Annotated in this window: 18 protein-coding genes and 1 pseudogene; 5 read left to right on the top strand and 14 right to left on the bottom strand. The window is 38.1% G+C overall.

All coding sequences use genetic code 11. The features are described 5' to 3' along the window. Nucleotides 1-142: 142 nt before the first annotated feature. The 4 genes and pseudogenes from arcC to ptcA form a co-directional block, all read right to left on the bottom strand. A pseudogene (arcC, locus tag IGJ63_RS02315) lies at nucleotides 143-1,072 on the bottom strand (carbamate kinase). A gap of 11 nt (nucleotides 1,073-1,083) precedes the next feature. Then, a complete protein-coding gene (aguA, locus tag IGJ63_RS02310; protein WP_101731846.1) occupies nucleotides 1,084-2,181 on the bottom strand; it encodes an agmatine deiminase in 1,098 nt (365 codons plus the stop codon). After that, nucleotides 2,174-3,550 carry an APC family permease gene (locus IGJ63_RS02305; protein ID WP_438745881.1) on the bottom strand — a complete coding sequence of 459 codons (1,377 nt, stop codon included), beginning with the start codon at nucleotides 3,548-3,550 and terminating at the stop codon, nucleotides 2,174-2,176. Before IGJ63_RS02305 ends, aguA begins: the two co-directional genes overlap by 8 nt. A 66-nt stretch (nucleotides 3,551-3,616) precedes the next feature. Next, the gene (gene ptcA / locus IGJ63_RS02300) at nucleotides 3,617-4,636 is read right to left on the bottom strand and encodes a putrescine carbamoyltransferase (RefSeq protein WP_002355587.1); all 1,020 of its coding nucleotides are present in this window, start codon (nucleotides 4,634-4,636) and stop codon (nucleotides 3,617-3,619) included. A gap of 398 nt (nucleotides 4,637-5,034) precedes the next feature. Between ptcA and IGJ63_RS02295 the strand changes: the two genes are divergently transcribed. Beyond that, nucleotides 5,035-5,880: a helix-turn-helix domain-containing protein gene (locus IGJ63_RS02295; protein ID WP_002419993.1), complete on the top strand. Its 846-nt coding sequence runs from the start codon at nucleotides 5,035-5,037 to the stop codon at nucleotides 5,878-5,880. 46 nt (nucleotides 5,881-5,926) lie between these two features. Here the strand turns inward: IGJ63_RS02295 and IGJ63_RS02290 are convergent, their stop codons facing one another. The 8 genes from IGJ63_RS02290 to IGJ63_RS02255 all read right to left on the bottom strand — a co-directional run bounded on the left by IGJ63_RS02290 (nucleotide 5,927) and on the right by IGJ63_RS02255 (nucleotide 12,758). Beyond that, nucleotides 5,927-6,244: a thioredoxin family protein gene (locus tag IGJ63_RS02290; protein WP_002383003.1), complete on the bottom strand. Its 318-nt coding sequence runs from the start codon at nucleotides 6,242-6,244 to the stop codon at nucleotides 5,927-5,929. A gap of 96 nt (nucleotides 6,245-6,340) precedes the next feature. Continuing rightward, on the bottom strand, nucleotides 6,341-6,469 hold the full coding sequence (locus IGJ63_RS02285) for a hypothetical protein (protein WP_002355577.1): 129 nt from the start codon (nucleotides 6,467-6,469) through the stop codon (nucleotides 6,341-6,343). Continuing rightward, entirely contained in the window at nucleotides 6,470-7,843 is a 1,374-nt protein-coding gene (gene rlmD / locus IGJ63_RS02280) for a 23S rRNA (uracil(1939)-C(5))-methyltransferase RlmD (RefSeq protein ID WP_086281258.1), read from the bottom strand. Nucleotides 7,844-8,042: 199 nt separating this feature from the next. Then, the gene (locus IGJ63_RS02275; protein ID WP_002383001.1) at nucleotides 8,043-9,131 is read right to left on the bottom strand and encodes a diacylglycerol kinase; all 1,089 of its coding nucleotides are present in this window, start codon (nucleotides 9,129-9,131) and stop codon (nucleotides 8,043-8,045) included. 18 nt (nucleotides 9,132-9,149) lie between these two features. Beyond that, entirely contained in the window at nucleotides 9,150-10,580 is a 1,431-nt protein-coding gene (gatB, locus tag IGJ63_RS02270) for an Asp-tRNA(Asn)/Glu-tRNA(Gln) amidotransferase subunit GatB (RefSeq protein ID WP_438745878.1), read from the bottom strand. Beyond that, complete coding sequence (gatA, locus tag IGJ63_RS02265) at nucleotides 10,580-12,049, bottom strand: Asp-tRNA(Asn)/Glu-tRNA(Gln) amidotransferase subunit GatA (protein WP_002419989.1); 1,470 nt, start codon at nucleotides 12,047-12,049, stop codon at nucleotides 10,580-10,582. Before gatA ends, gatB begins: the two co-directional genes overlap by 1 nt. Beyond that, nucleotides 12,049-12,354, bottom strand: a complete 306-nt coding sequence (gene gatC / locus IGJ63_RS02260; protein WP_002355569.1) for an Asp-tRNA(Asn)/Glu-tRNA(Gln) amidotransferase subunit GatC — start codon at nucleotides 12,352-12,354, stop codon at nucleotides 12,049-12,051. Before gatC ends, gatA begins: the two co-directional genes overlap by 1 nt. Before the next feature lie 317 nt (nucleotides 12,355-12,671). After that, the gene (locus IGJ63_RS02255) at nucleotides 12,672-12,758 is read right to left on the bottom strand and encodes a hypothetical protein (RefSeq protein ID WP_306173767.1); all 87 of its coding nucleotides are present in this window, start codon (nucleotides 12,756-12,758) and stop codon (nucleotides 12,672-12,674) included. On the opposite strand from IGJ63_RS02255, the gene IGJ63_RS02250 reads away from it, so the two are divergent. Then, nucleotides 12,724-12,939 carry a hypothetical protein gene (locus IGJ63_RS02250; protein WP_002382998.1) on the top strand — a complete coding sequence of 72 codons (216 nt, stop codon included), beginning with the start codon at nucleotides 12,724-12,726 and terminating at the stop codon, nucleotides 12,937-12,939. The genes IGJ63_RS02255 and IGJ63_RS02250 overlap by 35 nt on opposite strands. Here the strand turns inward: IGJ63_RS02250 and ligA are convergent. Together ligA and pcrA are read right to left on the bottom strand one after the other, a co-directional pair. Next, nucleotides 12,936-14,966, bottom strand: a complete 2,031-nt coding sequence (ligA, locus tag IGJ63_RS02245; RefSeq protein ID WP_002375948.1) for an NAD-dependent DNA ligase LigA — start codon at nucleotides 14,964-14,966, stop codon at nucleotides 12,936-12,938. The two genes, IGJ63_RS02250 and ligA, sit on opposite strands and share 4 nt — an antisense overlap. A 125-nt stretch (nucleotides 14,967-15,091) precedes the next feature. Next, the gene (pcrA, locus tag IGJ63_RS02240; protein WP_438745876.1) at nucleotides 15,092-17,350 is read right to left on the bottom strand and encodes a DNA helicase PcrA; all 2,259 of its coding nucleotides are present in this window, start codon (nucleotides 17,348-17,350) and stop codon (nucleotides 15,092-15,094) included. A gap of 164 nt (nucleotides 17,351-17,514) precedes the next feature. Between pcrA and IGJ63_RS02235 the strand changes: the two genes are divergently transcribed. The 3 genes from IGJ63_RS02235 (at nucleotide 17,515) to pfkB (ending at nucleotide 20,879) form a co-directional block, all read left to right on the top strand. Further along, nucleotides 17,515-19,074 carry a ClC family H(+)/Cl(-) exchange transporter gene (locus IGJ63_RS02235; RefSeq protein WP_101731842.1) on the top strand — a complete coding sequence of 520 codons (1,560 nt, stop codon included), beginning with the start codon at nucleotides 17,515-17,517 and terminating at the stop codon, nucleotides 19,072-19,074. Nucleotides 19,075-19,212: 138 nt separating this feature from the next. After that, nucleotides 19,213-19,965, top strand: a complete 753-nt coding sequence (locus IGJ63_RS02230) for a DeoR/GlpR family DNA-binding transcription regulator (protein WP_002381250.1) — start codon at nucleotides 19,213-19,215, stop codon at nucleotides 19,963-19,965. Beyond that, the gene (gene pfkB / locus IGJ63_RS02225) at nucleotides 19,962-20,879 is read left to right on the top strand and encodes a 1-phosphofructokinase (RefSeq protein WP_002355559.1); all 918 of its coding nucleotides are present in this window, start codon (nucleotides 19,962-19,964) and stop codon (nucleotides 20,877-20,879) included. The genes IGJ63_RS02230 and pfkB overlap by 4 nt, the downstream gene beginning before the upstream one ends. Nucleotides 20,880-20,892: the final 13 nt, after the last annotated feature.

Below are 20,892 nucleotides of genomic sequence, written 5' to 3'. Positions count from 1 at the left end.
CAACTAACAGTTTTGTTCGTTAAAAAGACAAAATAAAGAGTAGGACATCCGTCAAAACGACCGATGTCCTACTCTCTAACGATTAAGTTAGTCCGCTAAATGCGTATGTTTTAGTCTTTTGTGAAAGTTAAATACTGAGAATTTATTGTGTAATTCGTGTACCACTTTCTCCTTTGATTGCTTCCGAAGCTAATTCTAAAAGCCCGATAATCGCCTGGCGGTTTGGTTTACTTTCTGCAAAACTGATGGCCGCTTCCACCTTAGGTAACATACTACCTGGCGCAAATTGATCTTCTTCTATATATTGTTGCATTGCCGTAACCGTAACATCGGTCAAAGCTTGTTAATTTGCTTGACCAAAGTTAACAAAAACATGTTCTACTGCAGTTAATACCACAAAAACATCTGCTTCAATGAGTTCAGCCATTTTAGCTGCCGCAAAGTCTTTATCAATGACTGCATCTACACCATGATAGACTGGACCATCATAGGCAATAGGAACCCCGCCACCACCACAAGCAATTACGATCTGTCCTGCATCAACAAGTGTTCGCAAGCTAACCTTTTCGTAAATATCAACTGGTTTTGGCGAAGGAACTACCCGTCGCCAGCCTCGACCCGCATCTTCTTGATAGACGTTCCCAGTTTCCGCCATCAATTGTTTGGCTGTTTCTTCGTCATAATAACCACCAATTGGTTTTGTTGGTTTTGTAAACGCTGGGTCTTTTGGATCCACCACGACTTGTGTAATTAACGTAACAACTGGTTGTTCCCCTAAATTTCTGGCTACTAGTTCTTCATCAATTGCTTGTTGTAAATGATAGCCAATATAGCCTTGGCTCATTGCTGTGCATTCAGGAAACGGCACGACATCTTCTGGAGATTGACTCGTTTCCTCAAAAGCTAAGCGAATTTTGCCAACTTGTGGCCCGTTGCCATGAGCAATCACCACTTGATGGCCTTGTTCAATTAAATCAACAATGGATTTTGCAGCGGTTTGTGCTTTTGCCAATTGTTCTTTCGAAGAATTTCCTAACGCATTTCCACCTAATGCAATCACTATTTTTGACATCTGTTTCCCTCCTAGCGCTTTGGTTCTTGTTGTGTGATACAGTGAATATTGCCGCCCCCATAAACAACTTCTACCGTATTAACGCCGACAATTTTTTTATCTGGGAACATCGTTTGAACTTGCTCTAAAGCCAAATGATCATTTTCATCACCATACTGTGGCACAATCACGCCATCATTTGTAATTAAAAAGTTCATATAGGATGCGATACAAATATCGCCATCTTCTCGTGGCATGGTTCCTTCCACGAAATCAATTTTGAAGGAGCCTTGAATGGTTACATTTTTGACAGGACAGCATAATTTGTGGACTTTTAATTGGCGTCCTTTAGCATCAGTCATTTTAAGCAAACGTTGATACGCATCTTGTGCCGCTTCATAAAATGGGCTATTTTGATCTTCGGTGTAAATACAAGCCACTTCACCAGGTGCAATAAAACAAGCTACATCATCCACGTGACCATTAGTTTCTTCTGGGTCAATTCCATCACCTAGCCAAAGAACTTTTTCAACATTTAAATAGTCGCATAATTTTTGTTCGATTGCTTCTTTTGAAAGTTGTGGATTTCGACCTTCACTTAATAAGCACATTTCTGTAGTCAAGACTGTTCCTTGTCCATCTACGTGAAATGAACCGCCTTCTAAAACAAAATCATCTGTACGATAAGAATCTACATGCTCAATTTCACAAATTTTTTGTGCAACCAAATCGTCTTGGTCCCAAGGGAAATATAAACCATCTACTAATCCCCCCCAAGCATTGAATGTCCAATCCACACCACGGATTTCTCCATGGTCGTTAATGACAAATGATGGTCCACAATCACGGACCCAGGCATCATTGTTTGACATTTCGTAAACCGTAATTTCTGGCGGCAATTGGCGACGGCAATTTTGAAATTGTTGTTGAGAAACCACCACATTCATCGGTGTAAACTGACTAATTGCTTTGGCCACATTAGTAAACGCTTCTTGGACAGGTTTACCACCATCACGCCAATTATCCGGTCTTTCTGGCCAAATCATCCAAACTTTCTCTTGTGGTTCAAATTCTCCTGGCATTCTAAAGCCATCTTGTTTAGGGGTACTTTCTACAATTCGTTTAGCCATTTTCTTTCGTTCCCTTCTTAATTTTTTTCACGTAAATAATTACTTCACCAAACAGAATAAAAATGATTGCCCCAATTGTGATTGGTAATTTTTCATTTAATGCTGCGGGACTAAAATCTAAAGGTACTGCTGTGAAAATCAGTGAAATAATAATCATAATCATTGGTAAAACCACTAAAACTTTTAAAAATCCTGGTTTTCCGTTAACTTTAAACGGACGTGGTGTATCGGGATCAATTTTTCTAAGCTTATAAAAAGCTGGGAAAACTGGGATATACGATAACAAGAATAGGACGACATTCAAGGAGAAAAAGGCCCAGAATAAATCTTGATTAGGTAAAATTGGTGTTAATACAATGACCACCGATGCCACAATGCCATTCATCAAAGCAGCCCCAATTGGCATGTCATTTTTCTTACTACGTTTTTCAAAAAATTTAGGCATGTCACCATTTTCAGCAGCATAACAAGCTGTATTATTGACTCCTAATGACCAAGAAATCATGTTGCCAAACAACGTAAGAAGGAATAGGAAAGCCATCAACATAATGAACCAACCTTCTGTCGAGCCTGTCAATAGTTTAAAGCTATCCATCATACCACTGCCGGTACTAATTTGATCGGTGGGAATCGCTACCCCAATTCCAAAGGCTGAAAAAATATAAATGGCCGCAATGACTAACCCCGCTGCTACAATAGCTTGTGGAATTTGCTTCTTAGGATTTTCCATATCATCTGCAAACGTACAGATGACTTCAAACCCTAACAAATTAAAAATGATTACAGAAATAAAAGATAAACTCCTTAAGTCAAACGTTGGCAGCATTGATTTCAAGGTAAATTCATTGGCAACACCTTTCGTCAAGGCTACATACAATCCTAGCCCACCAATTAAGACTGCTAAAACCATCTTGATTACGGCAGCTCCATTTAGAATCCAGATACTGTCGCTTACAGGATAAAAACTAATCCAAACCACAATCCAAGTAAAAATTAATTCAACAATAATCATCATCGGTGTTGAAAACTTAATACCTGTAATTGTCGTTAATAGTTCTGGCGTCATAACGGCTAATGAAGCTAGCCACAATGGATAATTAATCCAATAATACCAAGAAACTCTGGCACCCCAACGATGACCATATGCTTTGGTCACCCAGTCATAGATACCCCCTTCACCAATATAAGTTGTTCCTAATTCTGATGAAATTAACCCATATGGCAATAGGAATGCAATTAATAAGAAAATCCACCAAAAAAACTGAGAATTACCAATTGCAGCAACAGGCGCCGCTGCTTCAGCAACGAAAACCACACAGATCACTGATAAAATGGCACTCGTTAAACTAAATTTCTTTTTCCCCTCCATGAAGACTCTTCCTCTCTTTATAAACTGTCCACTGATTCATTTTTTCAATCAGTGGACAGTTGGCCGTTAAATGCTTTGAGTGTCTAAGAAAACTTCTAGTTCTTTTTTTGCTTCTGCTTGTTTGATTAAATCATAAGGATTTTTTGCTTCATAATCATTCATAAGATATACTAATAAGCCACGAATAGATGTTAAACGGTTTTCTGCTTCATCGAAACAAATAGAATTTTTACCGTCAATTACTTCATCAGTTACTTCTTCCCCACGTGTTGCTGGTAAACAGTGCATGAATTTACAATTGGCCCCTGCCCGATCCATCATTTCTTGATTCACTTGATATTTTGGATAGAAAACCTTCATACGTTCTTCTTCAGATAATTCCGCTTCGTACAAGCCATACCAAACATCCGTGTACAAGAAATCAGCGCCTTCAACAGAACTTGCATCATCTGTGACCAAAAAGCTACCGCCTGAAACTTCACAATTTTTTGCTAATTTCGCTTGATGCTCTTCATTTAATTGGAAGCCTTCTGGACCGAAGTGAACAAAATTCATGCCCATTTTTGTTGTGATTAATCCTAAAGAAAAACAAACTTGTGTCGCATCTCCGACAAAGACAACTTTACAATCTTCTAATTTTTTGCCTTCTGGTAAATGCTCAACCATGGTACACAAATCACCTAATTCTTGGGTTGGATGATTGTAATCAGACATACCGTTAATGACTGGGATAGTAGCACAATTAGCTAAATCAACAATACTATGGTGACGTTCCACACGAGCCATCAAAATATCTACTAAACGTGACAATACGCGGCTGGTATCTTCAATCGTTTCATGTCCCCCTAATTGAATTTGACCAGGTGCTAAATATTCGCCATGTCCACCTAATTGTTCCATTGCAGTTTCAAAAGATACTCGTGTTCGAGTTGAAGATTGTTGGAAAATCATTCCTAAAGATTTGTTTTTTAACAGTTGCGGATAATACCCATTTTTAATCGCTTCTTTAATTTTTAATGATAAATCGACTAAGTAGTGCATTTCCTCTTTCGTATATGTTTCTGTTGTAACGTAATCTCTTTTCATGATGTGTTCCTCCTAAAAGTTGTTTTTGTTTACACATTGACTTTACCAAGTTTAGCGAAGAGTTTACTATCCGCCAAAAGTTAGAAAACGCTTTCTTTTTTGGCGTGATTTTTCATTAAAAAAAGTTTATTTATGGTTATAAACCGTTGGTACACCAGGGGTTTATAAAAGTTTAGGCGGATTTCTCTCTAATTTCTGACCAATCATAGATTTGAAAATGGTATAATTATTTTGAAAAATCATTCACTTAAAATAAAAGATGAAAGGGGTTTCCAATCGTGACATTTGTTTTTATTTATAACATCTTGTTGATTATTTTATATTCGTTTACTTCAACCTTCACCTTAAATCTTTACTTGAAAAATAAACAACCGATTTTTTTATTGCTTCTCTTTTTAATGGTTATTTTTATTTGTGACAATGTGATTGTTTATATGACTGAGTTCATTAATTCGTTTGCAACCGAATATAATCAGACCTTTATGACCGCACCTTTTTTAAAGACCATCATTTTTATTTGTTGTAATTTTGCCTATCTGGCTATTATCAATACTATTAGTGGGCGTCCTTTTAAAAATTATCAATTTGTCTGGTTATTTTTAATTGGTTTATGGATGCTAGCTATTCCATTTTCACAAAATTCCGCCTTAAAAGTTTGGTTGTACTATTTACCCAATCAGTTATTTTTAATTTACCTTGGTTTCTATGCGCTCTATCAATTACGAATAGATCCTTTATCAGCCCTTGCGAAAAAATATCTTCGTTTTATTGGTTGGCTAAGCATTGGTTTCGGTGTGGCAATTCTTTTGGAAGATACCTTCGTTATTTTTAACATTGACCAATATTCTGATATTGTCTTTAAAATTAACAACCGAAACGTTTCTGAAGATATTTATACAATCATTCTCTCCATCGCCATTATCTACTTCTGTAATCGTGATTTTCCTCTGTCGGTTCTTGAAAAAGACGCTGCTAAATTGGAAGAAAATCAATCAGATGAACCCGTACTTTTGGCGCCTTTTTGTGATGCCTATCAATTAACGCAGCGAGAAAGAGAAGTGCTTTCGTTACTTTTAGAGTGCAAAACAAATCAAGATATAGCCAACGAACTATTCCTATCAATCGGGACAGTAAAAACACATATCCACAATATTTTCGTTAAATTAGAAGTAAACAAAAGAGCAGAAGTTTTTGTCAGTTATCAACTTTTTTCTCAACAACAAACTGAACATTTAGCGAGATAATCAAAAAGGAAGCCTCTCCGTGATCGGTGGGTGGCTTCCTTTTTGATTAACTATTTTCTTGTACTTGTCGTACTCTCTTTTCAATTTCTTGAAAGTTAATAATTTTAGCTTGGCGATGAATTTCTTTTCCTTCATAGTATAAGATAATGGTCGGTGCAGAAAAAGCATTTAATTGTCCAATTATTTCTGGACTTTTATCAGCTTCTGCAATGTATGTAGGAAATTCATATTTTGTTGAAATTTTTTCGACAATCGGTTTATCAACTGTACAAACACTACAATTTTTTGCTGTCAAAAAGACGGCTTGTAGACGATTGTCTGTAATTTTTTCTTCTAATTCTTCTAATGTTGTTACATATTCCACTGAATAGCCCTCCTTGTCTTTTGTCTAAAATAACAGATTTACTAGCAAAAGAACAACTTATTTGTTTGGCTAGGAATACTTTTTACTGATAACCGCTTATTTATTAAAAATTTTAGGCCCTTTGCGCATGTTTTTACGATCATTTTTGGGAGTTTCCATTTTTTTAGAACGGCCACCGCCTTGTTTCTTTTTAATTAATTCTAACATTTTTTCTTTTTCATTCATTTAATCCACCGCCTTTGTTAATAACGTGACAGATTCAATATGGGTCGTTTGTGGGAAATTATCCACTGGTTGAATTTCTTTTGCTTCATAGCCACCTTCTGTTAATAATGCAATGTCGCGAGCGAGTGTGGCTGGATTACAGCTGACATAAACAATTCGTTCAGGTTGCGTTTCAACTAATGTGTTTACTAATTGACCATCTAACCCTTTCCGTGGTGGATCCACCACCACAACATCTGGTTGCAAGCCATTTTCAACTAATTTTGGCAATAATTCTTCCGCTAAACCAGCCGTGAAAGTGGCATTCTCAATGTTGTTTAATTTAGCATTATTTTCTGCATCTTTGACCGCTTCTTCAATTACTTCAATACCGTAAACTTGCTTTGCATCTTGGGCTAAAGTTAAGCCAATCGTCCCAATCCCGCAATAGGCATCCACCACAATTTCATTGCCTGTTAAAGCCGCATACTCTTTAACTTTTTGATACATCACTTCTGTTTGTTGTGGATTTACTTGATAAAATGAACGCGCGGAAATTTCAAATTTCAAATCAAAAATAGTATCTGTAATTTTTTCAGACCCATGTAATAAGATGGTTTCGTCGCCAAAAATGACATTGGTTCGTTTTGGATTTACATTTTGTACAATGCTGACTACTTCCGGAATAGCTTCCAAAATATCTGGCACAATTTTACTAATTGGGAATAATTTCGGTGTTCTCGTAATTAGAACAACCATCATCTCCCCAGTATGGTAGCCACGACGAACGACAATATGGCGTAAGTTCCCTGTATTATCAGATTCATTATAAGGTTTTACGCTATATTTACGCATAATGTCACGGATTTTAACAATTGCTGCATCAATTTCTGGGTCTTGAATATAGAAATGTTCCATCGGAATTAAATCATGGCTATTTTTCCGGAAAAAACCTGTTTGTAGTTGGTTGTCAATTTTACGCACGGGAATTTGTGCTTTGTTCCGGTAATGCCACGGATCGTTCATCCCAATTGTTGGTAAAACAGGAACTTCTGGCAATTTAGCGACACGTTGCATAACATTTTCGACTTGTTGCGTTTTAAATGATAGTTGGGCGCCGTACGCTAAATGTTGCAACGGACTGATCCCGACTTTTGTAAAGTTTTCATCTTTCACGGGCACCCGCTGTTCACTGCTTTTTAGGACAGTCAATACTTTCCCATAACCAAAACTTTTGCCTGTTTTTAAGACTTTGATTTCAAGTTTTTCACCTGGTAAGGCATTTTCAATAAACAATGGATAATGGTCCACTTTTGCCACGCCTAAACCTTCATGCGTCAAGTCAACGATTTCTACTTCAATGACGTCATTTTTCTTTACTGGATAATTTTTCATAAGTCGCTCCTTCTTTTTATACACTTCACTCATTCTAATGAAAATACCTAAGAAAAGCAACAACGAATTTTCATGGCGATTTAGCAATTCCGTTTGAGCTTTTTGGGTAAATAAAAGAATGAGACCCTTTCCCTTAGTCAAAAAATAGCCAATGAAAGATCTTATCAACTAAATCTTTCATTAGCTATTCACGGACTACTTAGTGCTTTTCTTTTTCGGCAATCTTTCCATCGCCATCAATATCTTCGTCTGTTAGTCGTTCAACTTCTTTGACAAATTCTTTGCTAGCTTCGTTATATGCTTCTTCCTCTTCGTCTTCTGATTCTACGACAATTTCATCGCTGCCAGTTAAGACAGAACCCATAATCGCATTGGACGGCAGTGCATCACCATTTGCAAAAATTTCAATGTGTTGATGCATATTTTTAAAAGTCATTGGAGCATCGCCTCCATATTCACCATCTAAATTAATCATCATTTTATTGTTCTTTTCTAACGTTTCTGCATGTAAATAGCTGGTCTTTGTATAGATTAGTCGATGATCTTCAACATGCTTTCCACCATTTAACATTAACGCAACTAAATGAAGAATCTCAAAAATATTGGCTGTTTTTACAATGATTAATGAAAACTTACCATCATCTAATTTAGCATCTGGTACGATTTGCTCGAAACCACCCACCGAGTTAGTCAGCCCTAGGAAAAACATTGATGCGTTGCCTTCGTACACACCTTCATCATATGTCATGCGCATTTTAATCGGCTTCACTCGCGGCAACATTTCGGCTCCTTTGGCTAAGTACGCTAAGTAGCCAAAAATACTTTTCAACTCTGACGGAACTTCATAAGTCAGTTCCGTTAAATGACCACCCGCCGCAATATTGATAAAGTAATTTTTGCCGGCTTGACCAATATCCATTTTGACAGTTTGATTTTTTTTAATCACTTCTGCTGCCTTAACGATATTATCACGAGGAATCTTCAAGGCTCGTGCATAATCATTCGTCGTTCCAGCAGGAATAATGGCCATTTTAGGGCGCCGCTTCAACGGAGCAATCCCATTCACGACTTCATTAATGGTCCCATCTCCACCTGCTGCTACTAGTAAATCAAATCCTGCACGCGCAGCACGATGTGCTTCATTGCGTGCTGAATTTTCTTCTGGTGTGGTCGCAAATGCACTGGCTTCATAACCACATTCTTCTAAAATAGATAAAATATCGGCTAAGTTCTTTTTAACTAACTCTTTTCCTGACGTTGGATTATAAATCACTCTAGCTTTTTTCATGGTTTGCCTGCTACTTTCTTATCGTTTTGAAAGCTCTTCTTGCAATAACTTGTTAACCACACCTGGGTTTGCTTGTCCACGAGTTGCTTTCATAATTTGTCCAACAAGGAAACCAACTGCACGGTCTTTGCCGTTTTTAAAGTCATCAATTGATTGTTGGTTGTTGTCTAAAACTTCGTTAATCATTGGTAATAATTGCGCTGGATCAGATAATTGAACAAGGCCTTTTGCTTCGACAACTTCTTTAGCGTCTCCACCGTTTTCAATTAACTCTTTGAACACTTTCTTCGCAATTTTCGAGCTGATTGTGCCATCGTTAATCAAAGTAATCATACCCGCTAGATTTTCTGGTGTTAGTTTAGTATCGGCTAATTCAACTTTTTCACTGTTTAAGTAAGCAGAAACTTCGCCCATTAACCAGTTTGATGCTTGTTTCGCATCTGCACCGTTTGCTAAAGTTGCTTCAAAGAAATCTGACATTTCTTTCGTTAAAGTCAAGACCATTGCGTCGTATTCAGGTAACCCTAATTCACTGATATAACGGGCACGACGTGAGGCTGGCATTTCTGGCAAACTAGCGCGAACTTTTTCAATCCATTCATCATCAATTGAAAAACGAGGAACATCTGGCTCTGGGAAGTAACGGTAGTCACTTGAGCCTTCTTTAACACGCATAAGCAACGTTGTACTAGTTGCTTCATCAAAGCGGCGTGTTTCTTGTTGAATTTCGCCACCAGATAATAGGACTTTGGCTTGGCGTTTTTCTTCATAAGCTAAACCTTTTTTTACAAAGTTCATAGAGTTCAAGTTCTTTAATTCCGCTTTAGTACCAAATTCTTCTTGACCATACGGACGTAAAGAAATATTGGCATCACAACGCATAGAACCTTCTTCCATTTTCACATCAGAAACTTCTGTAAATTGGATAATTGAACGCAATGCTTCTAAATACGCATAGGCTTCTTCTGGTGAACGCATATCCGCTTCTGAAACAATCTCAATTAAAGGCGTTCCTTGACGGTTCAAGTCCACATAAGAGTACCCATCTGTGCCATGAATGTTTTTGCCGGCATCTTCTTCTAAATGCACCCGTTCAATGCGAATTTTTTTCTTTTTGCCTTCGACTTCAATTTCAATCCAACCATCATGTCCGATTGGTTGATCAAATTGAGAAATTTGATACGCTTTAGGATTATCTGGGTAGAAATAGTTTTTACGATCAAAATGTGTTTCTTTTGAAATTTCACAGTTCAAGGCAAGTGCTGCTTTCATGCCAAATTCTAAGGCACCTTTATTCATGACAGGTAAAACACCTGGGTAACTCCAGTCAACCGCATTTGTGTTGCTGTTTGGTTCTGCTCCGAAATGCGCTGGCGCAGAGGAGAAAATTTTAGAGTTGGTTTTCAATTCTACGTGGACTTCTAATCCAATGACAGTTTCAAAGTTCATTAATCGTTCCCCCCTAAAATGACTGGTTTTTTCGTATGGAAATCTGTCGCTTGTTCAAAGGCGTACGCTGCTTTGTACATTGTATGTTCGTCAAAATGTTTTCCAATAATTTGTAAACCAACTGGCAAGCCTTCTGAGAAGCCTGCTGGAATGGACATGCCTGGTAGTCCTGCTAAGTTGACAGGAATGGTTAAAATATCATTCATATACATTGTGATTGGATCATTGATGTTTTCCCCTAGACCAAAGGCAACTGTTGGTGTGGATGGGCCAATGATTAAGTCATAATCCGCAAAGACATTCTCAAAATCTTGTTTGATTAGTGTACGGACTTGACCAGCCTTTTTAAAGTGCGCATCATAATAACCAGCACTTAAAGAGAAGGTTCCTAACATAATCCGACGTTTAACTTCTGTTCCGAAACCTTCAGAGCGTGAATTAACATAGACATCTTCTAGATTTTGGACATTTTCGGAACGGTACCCGTAACGAATGCCATCAAAGCGTTGTAAGTTTGAACTTGCTTCTGAAGAGGCAATAATATAATAGACCGCTACGCCGTATTTAGAATGTGGCAAACTAACTTCTTCCACCGTTGCTCCTAAAGATTTAAATGTTTCTGCTGCTTTTAATACCGCTTCACGAACATCCGATTGTACCCCTTCACCTAAGTATTCTTTTGGTAAAGCAATTTTCATGCCTTTGATGTCGCCAGTTAAATCTGCCGTAAAATCAGGAACAGAAACACCTGCAGAAGTGCCGTCTTTTTCGTCATAACCACTAATTGCATTTAAAGCTAAGGCATTGTCTTTAACATTTCGTGTCAATGGACCAATTTGGTCTAAACTTGAAGCAAAAGCAATCAAACCAAAACGAGACACACGTCCATAAGTTGGTTTTAGGCCCACAATACCGTTGAATGCGGCTGGTTGGCGGATACTACCACCTGTATCGCTCCCTAAAGAAACTGGGACTTGTCCGGCTGCGACAGCAGAAGCTGAACCACCAGAAGAACCGCCAGGAACTTTGGTTTGATCCCAAGCATTTTTTGTTTTCTTGAAGTAAGACGTTTCCGTACTTCCGCCCATGGCAAATTCATCCATGTTCAATTTTCCGACTGGAATCATATCTGCTTGATAGACTTTATCCATCACGGTCGCATCATAAATTGGGTCAAAATTGTGTAACATTTTTGATCCAGCTGTTGTCAAAATGTCTTTTGTGACAATATTATCTTTAATCCCAATTGGAATTCCTGCTAAAGGATTACTTTCAGTGATGCCTTTTAAGTCAATCGCTTTGGCTAATGCCATTGCTTTTTCTTCACTAACTGTGATAAAAGAACCTAGTTGTTCTTCTGTATCTTGAATACGATTTAATGTTTCTTCGGTTAAATCAACTGCAGTGATTTCTTTTGAGACCAATAAATCATGTAACTCTGTTAACGATTTGTCGTATAATTTTTCCATTAGGCTCCTGCCTCCCCGTTATCCATAATTGCAGGCACTTTAATGTAACCATTCTCTGATTCCGGAACATTCCGCATTAATTCTTTACGGTCCATTCCTGGTGTCGCTACGTCTTCACGCATGACATTGATTGATTCATTCACATTTGAAGTAAAAGGAACCCCTGTTGTATCTACTTCTTCTAGTAATTCCACCATATCAATAATTTTATCTAGTTGATTGGTAAAGTCCGCTAATTCTTCTTCGGAGAAAGATAATTTTGATAATTTAGCGACATGTTTGACTTGTTCTTCTGTAATTGCCATAGATACCCTTCTTTCTATCATTTACTGAAATTTTCATTTTCAGATTAATCAATTGGATTGTATTTCTTTAAACAGCTTAGCACAGCTGTTCACTCTGTTCCCATTCTACCATAAAATGGTCGGATATTTTAGATGAAACCTTGAATTTCATTGATAATTTGTCGCTCGCAAAAATGACGGAAATATGTTATTATGAAAATGAAAAGAGAGATATGCAGGAACATACCTCTCTAATAGCCACTACCAGTTATAAGAACTGGTGGCTTACTGAGTTATTGGTTTTATTTCAAACGCTTAACCGTTCAGCTCCTCAAAGCTTATGAACGGTTATTTTTGTTGTCTAAGACAAGCGCTAAGATACCGAAGATAATGGTCACAACAAGCGTTGCAAAACCAATCATCAGTCCTAGCGCTGCTTCAACGGACAAAAACATTGCTCCTTTCGTTAAAGTAAGAAGAATTGCGCATAAGCATCAACCTCCTTTCTCAACTCAGAAAGTCCTCGTTCATATAACTTTTATGACTAAAATAAGTATACCATCAAATTACTACATAAAATCTGACAACGTTAATTTTTCTTCTTAAAAATGACTTGCATCTAACGCATCGACCATTTCTTGTTCATTCCAAACGGTCACGCCTAAGCTTTCAGCTTTGGTTAATTTACTGCCAGCATCTTCGCCAGCAACCACAATGTCAGTTTTTTTCGAAACGCTCCCTGTAACTTTTCCACCAAGATTTTCAATTTTTTCTTTAGCTTCTTCGCGAGTGTACTGCGTTAATTTCCCTGTTAAAACAACTGTTTTGTCTTTGAAAGGTGACTCCACTTCTGCTAATTGTTCTGTCCGGAGACCTTTATATGTCAAGTTCACTTGGGCTTTTTCCAGTTCAGCCATTAATTCATGAACTTCCTCATTTTCAAAATACGTCACAACGCTGTCGGCGATTGTTTCACCAATTGAATCCAAAGCCACAATTTCTTCCGCAGTTGCTCGACTTAAGGTTGATAAATCACCAAAATGCTCCGCTAAAATTTTCGCCGCTTTCGCACCCACATGGCGAATCCCTAAGCCAAAAATCAAACGTTCGACAGAGTTTTCTTTACTCCCTTGAATGGCAGTATAAATGTTGTTTGCTGATTTTTCTTTGATTTTATCCAAAGTCATTAACTGTTCTTCTGTTAAGAAATACAGATCCGCTACGTCTTTCACTAATCCTTTGTCATACATTTGTGCTAACACTCTTGGCCCCAAGCCATCAATGTTCATTGCGTTTCGTGAGACAAAGTGATTCAGCCCTTCTTTAATTTGCGCAGGGCATTTTGGATTAATACAACGTAACGCCACTTCCTCATCTAAATGCACCAACTCACTATGACAAATTGGACAATGTGTCGGCATTTCATAAGGCTGACTATCGGCTGCACGTTTTTCAACTAGGACTTGCGCTACTTCTGGGATAATATCGCCGGCTTTGTAAATAATAACATGATCATTTAAACGGATATCTTTCATTTGAATAAAATCTGCATTATGCAAACTTGCCCGACTAACCGTGGTTCCCGCGACTCGTACAGGAGCCATGACCGCAGTAGGAGTGACCACCCCCGTGCGCCCAATTGTCCATTCAATATCTTCCACTACTGTTTCTGCTTCTTCTGGTGGAAATTTGTAGGCAATCGCCCAGCGAGGTGCTTTGACAGTGAAACCTAATTCATCTTGTAACGCAAATTCGTTCACTTTAATCACAATTCCATCAATTTCGTATGGCAAAGTGCTCCGCTTTTCATGGTATTCTTCAATGTAGGCCCAAACTTCATCGATTGACTGACATAATTGCCGTTCGGGATTGGTTCTAAAACCAATTGCAGAAAGCTCTTCTAATGCCTCAAACTGCGTCTTCGCTTTCATTGGTCCAAAGTCAGCAACTGTGTATAAAAACGTATTTAAGTTCCGTTTCGCCACAATTTTTGTATCTAATTGGCGCAAGCTGCCCGCCGCTGCATTCCGAGGATTGGCAAAAATATCTTGGCCATTTTCTTCACGTTCTTCATTCAATGCGACAAAGGATTGTTTAGGCATGTAGCACTCGCCACGAACTTCCACTGAAATGGGCTCCGTTAAGCGCATTGGTACAGAGCGAACCGTTCGTAAGTTCTCTGTAATGTTTTCACCAACCGTTCCATCGCCTCGTGTTGCTCCGCGTACAAACACCCCGTTTTCATAACGTAATGAAATTGCTAACCCATCAATTTTTAACTCGCAACAGTAAGCAACAGGTTTACCAATCGCCTTACGTACACGTTCATCAAAAGCAAAAATGTCTTCCTTGCTAAACCCATCATTTAAACTATACATTGGAATGTCATGCGGAGCTTTTTCAAAACCAGATAAAACTTTGCCACCTACACGTTGTGTCGGCGAATCTGGCGTGATTAAATCAGGAAACTCCGTTTCAATATCGACTAACTCTTTATACAAACGATCGTAAACATAATCTTCTACGGATGGTTGATCTTTGACATAATATTCATGGGAATATTGATTGAGTTGTTTTCTTAATTCTTGCGCACGAGTTGTCGCCGCCGTTAATGTTAATGGTTGTTGTTCCATCGTAGAACTCCTCCTCATAAGTGTAATGCTCCTATCGTCTTTTTAACACATTTACACTAAGATAGAAAATAAAAAGAATTTATCTAATGATGATTTCTCATTAAATCGCTGACCTATTTTGCATGTTAAATTTTTTCAATTGGTGCAAATGCCGCTAACAACCGTTTTATGCCTTTTTCTGGGAAAGCAATGTCCAACTCTAAGTCTTTGGCCGAACCGCCTACACGAACGACTGTACCAACGCCCCATGCTTTATGTTGGACCTTATCACCTGCTTGCCAAGAAACTTTTTCGCCACCACTTGCCACTTTGTTGCTAACTGATTTTGTAGCTGGCTGTGTATAAGCTGGTTTACTTGCGCTGGGCTTAAATACTTTAGGATCAAAGGTGCGCGCTGGAGCTTTCTGTAAATTGGCCACCGCCCCTTGTTTCATTAAACGCTCCGCCTCAATTTCTTCTAAAAAGCGACTTGGTCGATTATATTGCGTGCGACCATATAATGTTCTCGAATAAGCATTCGTTAAGAACAGGGCTTCTTCCGCTCGTGTGATACCAACATAAGCCAAGCGCCGTTCTTCTTCCAGTTCACTTTCTTCTAGCATGGCACGTGATAATGGGAAAACCCCTTCTTCTAAGCCCATTAAAAAGACCACTGGAAATTCCAGCCCTTTGGCCGCATGCAACGTCATTAAGGTTACTTGTGAAGAGCTCTCCTCTAAATTATCTAAATCAGAAACCAAGGCTAAATCTGTTAAGAAATCTGCCAATTTTGTTTCTTCGCCATTTGGATCGTCGTTATTTTGCGCTTCAAAACGTTTATCAAATTCTTGTGTCACAGATAAAAATTCGCCCAAGTTTTCTAAGCGAGCTTGAGACTCTAAATTATTTTGCGCCATCAAAGCTTCTCGATAACCACTACGTTGTAAAGTTTCTTTCACCAATTCTGTAATCGTTAAATAGGGCACTGTTTTCGTTAAGTCTTGAATCATCATGCCAAAATTACCAAGCTCTTTACCCGCTTTTCCTGAAATATTTGCCAAATCAACATTTTGGGCAGCTTCCAGCAAAGCCCAACCATGCGTATCCGCAAATAGCCGTAATTTTTCAATTGAACTTTTACCGATTCCTCGTTTTGGTTCATTGACAATTCGTTCAAAACTAATCGAATCATCTGGATTGGCAATCAAACTTAAATAAGCCAAAATATCTTTAATTTCTTTACGGTCGTAGAATTTATGTCCGCCCACCATGGTATACGGAATATTAGATTTCAAGAGCATTTCTTCCACTACACGGGATTGAGCATTGGTCCGATATAATACCGCAAAATCACCATAAATTCGGTCATTTTCCCGCATTTCTTTTTGGATTTGGCTCACAATAAATTGTGTTTCATCCCGTTCTGTGTCTCCACGATAATAGACAATCTTTTCACCGTCTATATTTTCTGTCCACAGTTCTTTCTCGCGGCGGTTACGGTTATTTTTGATGACATCATTCGCAGCCGCCAAAATGTTTTTGGTGGACCGATAATTTTGTTCTAGCAAAATTACACTGGCATCTGGATAATCTTTTTCAAAATCCAAGATATTTTGCATATCCGCCCCGCGCCAACCATAGATACTTTGGTCGGCATCACCTACGACACACAGATTTTTGAAACGTGCAGCCAATAAATTGACTAAGGTATATTGTGCATGATTGGTATCTTGGTATTCATCCACATGAATATAGTGAAATTTATTTTGGTAGAAAGCTAACGTATCTGGTTGTTCATTGAATAAACGAATCGTATTCATAATCAAATCATCAAAATCCATACATTGGTTTTTGCGTAATTCTTTTTGATAGGCTTCATAGCATTTTGCGACAATTTCTTCATATAAGGAACCTTGCATTTCAGCAACTTTTTCAGGCGTTTGTAATTCATTTTTGGCATTGCTAATCGTACCTAAAATTGAGCGAGGATCATATTTTTTTGAATCAATATTTAAGTCGTTTAAGATGCGTTTCATTAATGTTTTTTGTTCCGATGGGTCAATAATTGTAAAATTACGGTTGTAACCAATCTGATCCACATCACGACGTAAAATTCTTACACACATGGAGTGAAAAGTGGAGACCCATACATCTTCGCCACCCGTTTCCAGTAATTTATTTACACGCTCTTTCATTTCTTTAGCAGCTTTATTGGTAAACGTAATCGCCAAAATATTCCATGGATTTACTTCTTTTTCCTCAATTAGATAGGCAATTCGGTGTGTTAAAACCCGCGTTTTTCCACTACCAGCACCAGCCATGACTAACAGTGGTCCTTCTGTATGCAAAACGGCTTCTTCTTGTCGAGGATTCATTCCCTGAACCAAGGCATGTTTTTGTGTCATATTAAACGTCCTCTCTCTTTTTTCAATCTTATACAGTATACCAAAAATCCCTTTGAAGTTCTTTAGAAAAGAACAAAAAATCTTTTTCTTTTTATATGAAATTTTCTTGTAAATCAAGTCAAACCGCAGTACATTAGTAAGTAGTGATGGAGGCTAAAAATGAAATGAATAATGATGTACATGAAATTAAACAATTAGATGGTACCCGAATCGGCTTTATCCTTAAAGGCATCGTCGTCGGAATCCTGGTCGGCTTTGTTGTCAGCTTATTTCGCTTAGGCATTGAAAAAATTGGCGAACAAGTCGTTCATCTGTATCAAACGTTTCACGAAAAACCCTTTTGGATGATTCCTTGGTTCTTATTTTCTCTCGTACTTGCTTATTTATTAGGACGACTGATTAAGAGCGAACCAGCAATTAAAGGCAGTGGCATCCCCCAAGTGGAAGGACAACTTCAAGGTCAATTAGAAATTCACTGGTTTCCAGTGCTTTGGAAAAAATTTACCGGTGGGATCTTAGCGATTAGTCCTGGGCTATTTTTGGGACGTGAAGGTCCTTCAATTCAACTAGGTGCAGTGGTTGGACAAGGCTATAGTCAATGGCGGCAAAGCACCAAGTCTGAAGAAAAAATTTTAATCAGTAGTGGTGCCAGTGCTGGTTTAGCCGCCGCTTTTAACGCACCAATCGCAGGACTTTTATTTGTTCTAGAAGAGGTTCACCATTCCTTTTCACCTTTAGTTTGGTTAACCTCTTTTTCTGCGGCCATTTCCGCTAACTTTGTTTCTTTGCATTTCTTCGGATTGCAGCCAGTTCTTTATATTGGTCCGGTTAAATCTTTGCCTTTAGAGTACTATTGGACATTAGTCCTGCTGGGCGTTTTGCTAGGATTATTAGGTTGGATATATCAAAAAACATTGTTGTCCTTACCAAAAGTATATGGAAAAATCAAAGGCCTTTCTTCTAATTATTATGGTTTTATTCCTTTTATTTTGATTTTACCGATTGGTTATTTCTTTCCACATTTACTTGGCGGTGGGAATCAAATTGTTTTAGCTTTAGGCAATCAACCGGCCACGATTTGGGCTTTAGTCGGCTTACTGGTTTTACGTTTTGTTTTTTCAATGGTTTCTTACGGTTCGAATCTCCCTGGTGGTATTTTCTTGCCTATTCTAACTTTAGGTGCCATTATCGGAACATTGTATGGCAGTCTACTTGTCCAATACGTAGGGATGGATCCAATTTTTGTGAAAAACTTTTTAATTTTTGCCATGGCTGGTTATTTTACTGCGATTGGTAAAGCACCGTTAACAGCGATTATTTTAGTAACAGAAATGGTCGGCAATTTTTCTCATTTAATGTCTTTAGGGGTTGTCGCTTTAGTTAGTTATATTACCATCGATAGTCTTGGCGGCAAGCCAATTTATGAAAGCTTATTAGAACGTTTGGTTCCTTCTAAAGTAAGTAATATTCGTGGCCACAAAACGATTATTGAATTACCTATCACTGCAGAAAGTTCCTTAGATGATACGATGGTACGTGATTTTGTCTGGCCTAAACAAATGTTGCTCACTTCCATTCGCCGTGGCGAATCGGAAATTTTAACACATGGTGATACTGTTATGCATGTTGGCGATGTGCTCATTATTTTGACCGATGAAAAACTCGCTTACCAAGTCAAAAAAGAGATTTGTCAAAAAACTTTACCGAATGATTTAGTGAATTAAAGAAAGCTGCTGAACCTGAGTTCAGCAGCTTTCTTTTTTTCTTATGACTGTTTTTTAATTTTTTTGAATGTTTTTGACCGTTTTAGATTGATTAGCGTTTTCATTTGTGCTATTATATCCATGAAATGAGGGATGAAAATGCTTACGGAAGAACGACATCAAAAAATTTTACAATTGTTAGATCAAAAATCAGTCGTCAAATCGCAAGAACTTGCTAGCTTGTTCAATGCTTCAGAATCCACAATCCGCCGCGATTTACAAGAATTAGAAGACGCCAATTTGTTAGAACGCATTCACGGCGGCGCTAAGCGTATTCTTAATTTAGGCTTTGAACAAAACATGACGGAAAAATCAATCAAAAACACGCACGAAAAGCAAAAGATTGCTTCTTTAGCCGCTAGTTGTGTACAAGATGGCGATATGATCTATTTAGATGCTGGTTCAACCACGTTAGAAATGATCCCTTTTTTAGTTGGGAAACAAATCCATGTAGTGACGAATTCCGTACATCATGCTGCAAAACTTAGCGACATGGAAATTCCCACTATTATGCTTGGTGGTACTTTGAAGCTCTCCACTAAAGCAATCATTGGTGCCACTAGTATGGAACAGCTACAACATTTTCGTTTTAACAAAGCTTTTTTAGGAACTAACGGCGCACATTTAGAGTTTGGTTTAACAACGCCTGATCCCGAAGAAGCAGCGCTAAAAGCCTTGGCTATTCATCAAGCAGAAACAGCCTATGTTTTACTGGATCATACAAAATTTAATGAAGTAACGTTTACCAAAGTGGAAGAATTAGAGTCAGTTACTTTACTAACTGACTACTGCCCTGCTGAATCGCTTCAAGGATTCCAGCAAAAAACTATTTTAATGGAGGCAAACAAATGATTTACACAGTGACTTTAAACCCTTCTATCGACTTTATCGTTCATGTCGATCATCTACAAATTGGTGATTTGAATCGGATGACGAATGATTTTAAATTACCTGGCGGCAAAGGAATCAACGTTTCACGTATTTTAAAACGTATGGAGACAGAATCCACTGCCTTAGGTTTTTTAGGTGGTTTTACAGGCTCATTCATTGCCGATTGGTTGAAAAAAGAAGAAATCCAAACGAATTTCACTCCCGTGTCTGCTGATACACGAATCAACATTAAATTGAAATCAGATACTGAAACAGAAATTAACGGCTTAGGACCTGCCCTAACAAACGAAGAAATTCAAGAACTAAAACAAGCAGTTAGTCGTGTTCAGGCTGGTGATATTGTTGTTCTTTCAGGAAGTACACCTGCTTCTCTACGCAAAGGATTTTACGAAGAATTAATCCAAATTGTGAAGGAAAAAGGCGCAGAATTTGTTATTGATACGACAGGTGAAGATTTAATGAACGCTTTGTCACAAAAGCCTTTATTGGTCAAGCCAAATAATCATGAGTTGGCAGAATTATATCATACAACCTTTACAAGTGTTGAAGATATTTTACCTTATGGACATCGGTTACTAGAAGAAGGAGCGCAACACGTAATTATCTCAATGGCTGGTGATGGTGCATTACTTTTCACAACAGAAGGTGTTTATCGTTCCAACGTTTTAGAACGTCCACTGAAAAATTCTGTCGGCGCTGGCGACTCAATGATTGCTGGTTTTATTGGCAACTTTTCAAAAACACAAGATCCTTTAGAGGCTTTCAAATGGGGTGTCGCTTGCGGTAGCGCGACCGCATTTTCTGATGATTTAGCCTCAGAAGATTTTATCCAAGAACTTATTCACGAAGTAACAATTGAAAAAATTTCAGAATAAATCCACTAAGGGA

It is taken from the genome of Enterococcus sp. DIV1375a, from assembly GCF_051712205.1.
GTDB classification, from domain to species: Bacteria; Bacillota; Bacilli; order Lactobacillales; family Enterococcaceae; genus Enterococcus; species Enterococcus faecalis.
The sequence above is the reverse complement of the archived record's forward strand: the minus strand, read 5'-3'. Positions and strand labels throughout refer to the sequence as shown.